Here is a 6,374-nt window from a genome sequence, read left to right as displayed (position 1 = left end):
TGACCATTACTGCTCTTGGAGCTTACGTATTATCTCGCAAGCAAGTATTCTGGAATAAATATTTTATGATTATGATTACGTTTACGATGTTTTTCAGTGGCGGGCTAATTCCATTGTATCTGGTAGTTAAGGGCGTTGGTTTGACGAATTCATTGTGGGCTACTATCTTGCCCTTCACTATTTCTACTTTCAATCTGATTATCATGCGGACATCCTTTCAATCCATTCCAGATAGCCTGGAGGAATCGGCCAAAATTGACGGAGCCAATCAATTCACCATTCTCTTTAAAATTATTATTCCTCTGTCTATGCCTGTCCTGGCGGTAATGGGTCTATATTATGCCGTAGATAAATGGAACGGTTGGTTTTATGCATCTATATTCCTGAAAGATCGTGAATTATTCCCACTGCAGCTTATTCTTCGAGAAATACTCGTACTCGGCTCTACAGATTCAATGTCAACTTCGGCAAATGCAGGCGAGCAGCAGCAAATCGGCGAAACGATCAAATATGCAACCATTATGATTGCTACCTTGCCTATTTTATGTGTATATCCCTTTGTCCAGAGATACTTTGTGAAAGGTGTTATGATCGGGGCATTAAAGGGATAAGCGAAAGAGGTTGCATGAGCCGGAAAGGGAACTGTTATTATCTTGATAGAGGTCCAGGTGACCGCCTTACCGATCAACACAGAGAACCCAGACGATAAATACTCCTTTTTCGGTCTTGTTAACCACAAGCTTGGGAAAGGAGTTTTTATTTTGGTCAAAGCTAAACAAATCAAGAATATCAAACCGGTGACATGGGCTGAGGCTTTATCAATGTTTCCATTTTGATTCCACCGGGATAAGTGCGGCAAATGGAATAATGACAGTGAACAGCGAGCGCCACGTATAATGATCCAGCATATACCCGGCATAGGTAGGACCGGCGGCCGGAGCGAAAATGATGGCAACCCCGATAATTCCCATAGCTCCACCACGTTTCTCCTCGGGAAAAATGGCGAAGCACAACGTTCATGAGCAGCGGCATGACAATCCCCGCACCCGCTGCCTGGACGAGGCGTCCGATGAGCAGTAGTTCAAAGCCCGGAGTGACGCTCGACAAAATGGACCCCGCAAGAAAGGCGAGCATGGCCGACAGAAACAGCTCGCGGGTCGTAAAGCGCTGCATGAGATAGGCCGTCAGGGGGATGAACACTCCATTAACCAGCATGTAGCCGGTTGTCAGCCATTGGGCAGGGGCCCTTTTTTTGACGGTATTTAGATTCGACTCTATACTCATTATGGATTAGTCCTTTCCACGCATGCGTATTAATCAAGAAATCCTTTTTTCCAAGCAAGTCTTGCGTCGCTTCCCACAGCTTCTTCTGCATCGAGGGATCTCCGCCGGGAGAGACAGGGGTGAGGGGCTTGCCGGTTCCGACATTGAAATACCCTCCCGTCTCCTGCTGATATTTCGGCTCCACGGCTAAGCGGGTGATAATCTCCGTTCCTCTGCGCGGATCACCGATATGAAGGAATTTGAGAATTCGTTCCAGAACGGAAGCGAATTTAAGCTCACGTCCAAGCCCGGTCACATTGAATCCGGGGTTCAGCGCATTCACGCTGATTCCGGTTCCCGTCCATTGCCGCGCGAGCTCAGCGGTGAACATGATATTAAGCAGCTTGGTTTTGCCATAGATGGCGGATGAGCCGCGGGCAGTGAAGGGCGCGGTGTCGGTTAAATCCGCTGGAAGCTTCAGCGTGCCATGGTTGCGGGACGCTTCGGAAGCGACATTGACCACTCTGGCTTGGCCCGCGTTCTGTAAAGATGGCTTCAGCGCTTGGGTCAACAGCCATGGGGCCAAATAATTGACCGCGATCATCTCGGGAAATTCTTCGGAGGTGGCGCGGGACTCAAATGCATGGATTCCGGCATTATTGACGAGCACGTCGATTCTGGGATAGGCGGCAGCGATTTCGGCGCCGACCCGTTTAACATCCTTCATTAAGGATAGATCCCCGAAAAAGAACTCGATGTTCGCCTGGGCGCCGCTCTCTACTATCTTCTTTCTGGTTTCGTCCGCGCGCTCTTTGCTTCTTGCGGTCAGAACGAGGTTATAGCCGCGTTTGGCGAGTTCAATGGCGGTAAGCTGACCCAATCCGCTGGTGGCTCCTGTTATAACAACGGTAGATGTAATAGGCAATTTCATTCTCCTTTATGTGATACAATAATGTGATACTATAAATGTAATTGATATATGTCCACTATATCGATGTGGTGGATATATGTCAACTAATTTGCGGGCGATATTGATATCAAGAGAAAGGTTGAATATGCAATGAAATATAATCACAGCAAGAGCGATCCGGGAGAGCAGCCGGAGATCAACGATCCGAGAGGACAGCTGGAGATCAGTCTGGGCGAGCAGCTGAACGCGCTCTTAAGCGCTTCGCATGCGCTCAATGTCAGAGCTGCAGCGCGGTTCGATTCTACCTTACAAGCTGCCGCCTTCCATATAGTAAGGTGGTTGTACTCCTATGGGCCGACGAGTGCCGCAGTGTTGGCGGAGTCAACCGCGATGGACCGGAGTGCGGTCAGCCGTCTCGTCAAGCAGCTGGAGGCTTTGGGCTATGTGAGAAAAGATGCGTCTCCCGACGATGGCAGGGGAGTCGTTCTTTCGCTTACCGAGTCCGGGCAGCAGCGAATGATCGGGGCGCTCAAGGAAAAAGAATCAGCTTTTTACGATCGAATCTCCAGCTGGAGCGATGCCGAGCTTCAGGATTTCATTCGGATGCTCCGGCATTTTAACGGATTCAGTTCGGAGTAGGGCGTGAGCTGCGGCTCTTTGAATTGAGAGACCATTGTTGGGGGACGATGGCCCCTATATGGAATCCGGAGCACTCTCGCGCCGATTCCTGATCAGCCAGACTTCAAACGTCTCCCGGATCATCGGAAGAGACGTTTTATTTTTTGCGGAATGCTCCTCTCGTAACTGCATGTTTGCGATTCTTTTGCTACAATGGGATATGGCTATGGGAAGCGGCATCATGCCGGTCTCCTCATCGGGAAAAGGGGCAGGGCATCTTTTTCTCTTTTGTGCAAACGTTTGCTCTAATCAGACTGCCTGATCTGATGCGATGACTTAGCCAAAATCCGAAAATCGACGGAGGGAAATGATGAATACGGAACATAAACAACTGAACCGGCACATCCTGGATGAAATGAAGCGGTTTGTACCGGCCGAGGCCAATCGCGGCGTTTCATTTACCAACAAGGAAGCGGCCTATTACTATACCCAATCTCATGTGAATGATCATGTGGAGCATGCGGAGTTCGAGGGCCTCAATCTGTACAAGCGCAAAATCTTCGGCGGCTATGAGCTGTGGGCGGACGGGCAGAAGCTGGACAATCGGCAGGCCGAGGTATGGGTATATCCCTACAAGCTGGAGCGCAGACATGGCTCGTTGACAGAGGAACTGTGGATGTTCGATTATGTCAATGTTCTGGAGATCAGCCTTGCGGGCGCACGGGATAGCATCGGGCTTCGGCTTAAAGGCGATAAGGTTCGATTGCTGAAGGAAGAAGACGGGCTTGCTTTTTTCACGGCGGCGGTAGGGGATTGGGTCATTGCTGTCGGTTCGGCAAGCGGTCTGCCGGTGGATGTCCAGGAGGAGATCGTGAGCTCCGGCGGAGCGGCGGGAGGCTTCTATATCGCGGCGGCCAAGACCGCAGAGGAAGCGGCAGGGCTGATTCTGGATATACGGAGAACCGGTGATGTTTTGAAAAAAGAACGGGTGCGGCGCATGGAGAGCTTTTTGAGCGAAAATGCCTATCTGGAAGGCGGCGGAGATTCGTTTGCCCTGGCCCTGAACTGGCTGCATATTACAATGGATCAATTGGTGACCCGGCAGCAGGGTGATGGAATCTATGCGGGGCTTCCCTGGTTTAATGAATATTGGGGGCGAGACCAGTTCATCTCCCTTCCGGGAGCGGTGCTGGTAACGGGGCAGTTCGAGACGGCCCGCAATATTTTGCTGTCTTTTGCCAAATACCAGAATACCGACGAGACCTCCCGCTACTTCGGCAGAGTTCCGAATATTCTCGCGCCGGAAAATATTGATTACCATACGACTGACGGGACTCCGCGCTTTATTATCCAGCTTCAGGATTACGTCAAATATTCGGGCGACACAGCAGTTATTCCCGAGCTGTATCCTGCGGTGATGAACAGCATTGAGGGTTCGATTCGCAACTGGACGGACGATAAGGGCTATCTGCTGCATGACGACAACGAGACCTGGATGGACGCCCGTGATGCCGAACTGAAATCCTTCTCGCCCCGCGATACCCGGGCAAATGACATTCAGGCGCTGTGGTATCACCAATTGCTGGCGGGAGTTTACTTTGCTGAGTACATGAACGATTCGGAGTCCGCGGCCCGGTGGAGCGGCATTGCCGACAGGCTGAAGCAGCATTTTGAGCAGGACTATCGGGATGTGGAGCATGACTATCTGGCCGACCGCCTGGACAAGGACGATCAGCCGGAATTCTCGATTCGTCCCAACCAGCTGTTCGCGCTCGATATGATCGGGGACCGCGATTTCATCGACCGTTCCGTCCGGACGGCCTGGGAGGAGCTGGTCTATCCGTGGGGGACGGCTTCCCTGGACCGGCATCATCCTTTCTTCCACCCGTACCATTTGACCGAGGAGTACCACAAGGATGAGGCTTACCACAACGGCGCGGTCTGGCTCTGGTTGAACGGCATCGCGATGCAGCGGATGATCGAAGCCGGGCAGGAAGAAACAGCATACGAACTGTTCAAGAATATGAACAATCAGGCACTGAACCTGGGCGTGGTCGGCGGCCTGTGCGAGAATATGGACGCTTACCCGCGCGAAGGACAGAGCTGGGCCAAGCTGACGGGCGCGTACCTTCAAGCCTGGTCCAATGCCGAACAGCTGCGGGTATGGTATCAATATTTTCTCGGAATCCGGCCGGACATGATCAACCGCATCCTGACGCTGGCGCCCCGGCTTCCCCGTGAGATCGACGGTTTGCAGACACTGGTCAAGGTTGGAGATGGCAGCATCGGTTTTGTCTATGAGCCCGGTCAGGAAGCGCTGACCTATACCTATACATTTAACGGAATCGGCCTTTCGGCGGTTATCGATATCGCACCTTTTGAGGTGCTGCGCCTCGACGTAACAGCAGGCTCCAAACTGTCGATTACCCGGACAGAGCTTGAGCTGACGGCAGAGCTAACGGCTGTATCGGGTTCAAAGGTGCAGAAGCTGAAGAGCTTGCCTTCTTCGGAGCGGTTGAAGCGGCAGCAGGATGAGCGGCGGGCTTTTGAAGGGGTTAAGTTTGCGGAGCCGCTGGCGGGGAAGGTGCATCCGGTTATTGAGGGGCGGAGGAAGTAGCACAGGGGGGAGGAGTTGTGGATTCATAGTCCTGAAGTGATGGAAGGGTAGACGCGCAGGGATTAAAATCCTGTGATGGGTGACCATCGTGCGGGTTCCACCTCTGACCTCGGAGGTACCAGTGAAAAACCTTGAGAAATCAAGGTTTTTTGTTTTGGTTCTAAAAAAGCTATTAATAATTATGGAGCTTAAGGCGCACTGGATTCGCTCCTTCGTTCACTGAGTTTTATCGGGAAAAGTACTTAACTTGTGCGCCAATTCCTCTTGTCCAGTTAAGACCTCGACCATAATGCTCGCCCCCAGGCGAAAGCCGTAGGTGAAGATTGAGGCGAGTTCCATGTCATGAGTTTGACCATATAAGTCCAGCAACTTTTCAAGCTCGCGGAACTCTTCTGCAGTAAGTCGCTTTTTCCAAACCTTTATAGCTTCAGATGTTTTTTGGATTAGCTGCTTGTATTGCGGGTCATTTGAGGTGGCTTGCTCATCGGGATGTAAACTGCCATGATACAGCTGTTCTAATAGGCTCTTTTGTAGAGTATACTACGTGGATTTGGTTAGTGAGACAACTAGATAATGAAACTAAAAAGAGGTATATCCTTGAAATCGGAAGAAGTATTTGGAGAAGTGCTTAGAACAATCCGGAAGAAGCAAAAGATGAGCCAGGAAAAACTGGCCTTCCAAAGTAACCTTGACCGTACTTACATATCCATGCTGGAACGTGGCGTGCACCAGCCAACTTTAAATTCTTTGCTTGCTCTTGCTAAAGCTTTGAATATGAAGGCATCGGAGTTAGTGGAGCTTGTGGAGGAAAAAATTGATGAGAGTAAGTAAAATGACTATGCCGTGATTTGGCGTAGTCATTTTTTATCAAGAAGTGAGTAAAACAGTGGCTCAATAATCAGAGAACTAATTTCTGATTCAAGTATGTTGAAAACGTCTTTGGGACCGGACTACAGAAACACTAAT

General features: G+C 50.6%; 6 protein-coding genes and 1 pseudogene. 4 read left to right on the top strand and 3 right to left on the bottom strand.

The genetic code is table 11. The features are described 5' to 3' along the window. Positions 1–611, top strand: a 611-nt coding sequence (locus KIH86_RS13860) for a carbohydrate ABC transporter permease (protein ID WP_223110514.1), incomplete at its 5' end; no start/stop codon positions are given. 178 nt (positions 612–789) lie between these two features. On the opposite strand, the gene KIH86_RS30275 is transcribed toward KIH86_RS13860, so the two are convergent. Continuing rightward, on the bottom strand, positions 790–1,215 hold the full coding sequence (locus KIH86_RS30275) for an MFS transporter (protein WP_456094017.1): 426 nt from the start codon (positions 1,213–1,215) through the stop codon (positions 790–792). Continuing rightward, positions 1,205–2,188, bottom strand: coding sequence for an SDR family NAD(P)-dependent oxidoreductase (locus KIH86_RS13850; protein WP_223086139.1), 984 nt, complete (start codon positions 2,186–2,188; stop codon positions 1,205–1,207). The genes KIH86_RS30275 and KIH86_RS13850 overlap by 11 nt, the downstream gene beginning before the upstream one ends. A 135-nt stretch (positions 2,189–2,323) precedes the next feature. Here KIH86_RS13850 and KIH86_RS13845 point away from each other — a divergent pair, with 135 nt between their 5' ends. Further along, positions 2,324–2,812 carry a MarR family winged helix-turn-helix transcriptional regulator gene (locus KIH86_RS13845; protein WP_223086140.1) on the top strand — a complete coding sequence of 163 codons (489 nt, stop codon included), beginning with the start codon at positions 2,324–2,326 and terminating at the stop codon, positions 2,810–2,812. 349 nt (positions 2,813–3,161) lie between these two features. Then, complete coding sequence (locus KIH86_RS13840; protein WP_223086141.1) at positions 3,162–5,408, top strand: amylo-alpha-1,6-glucosidase; 2,247 nt, start codon at positions 3,162–3,164, stop codon at positions 5,406–5,408. Positions 5,409–5,624: 216 nt separating this feature from the next. On the opposite strand, the pseudogene KIH86_RS30125 reads toward KIH86_RS13840, so the two are convergent. Continuing rightward, positions 5,625–5,924, bottom strand: a pseudogene (locus KIH86_RS30125) (DUF6809 family protein); the annotation flags it as partial. Positions 5,925–6,005: 81 nt separating this feature from the next. Between KIH86_RS30125 and KIH86_RS13835 the strand changes: the two are divergent. Then, entirely contained in the window at positions 6,006–6,239 is a 234-nt protein-coding gene (locus KIH86_RS13835; protein WP_223086142.1) for a helix-turn-helix domain-containing protein, read from the top strand. Positions 6,240–6,374: the final 135 nt, after the last annotated feature.

Source organism: Paenibacillus sinensis (assembly GCF_019904155.1).
Taxonomy (GTDB): Bacteria; Bacillota; Bacilli; order Paenibacillales; family Paenibacillaceae; genus Paenibacillus_AQ; species Paenibacillus_AQ sinensis.
The sequence above is the reverse complement of the archived record's forward strand: the minus strand, read 5'-3'. Positions and strand labels throughout refer to the sequence as shown.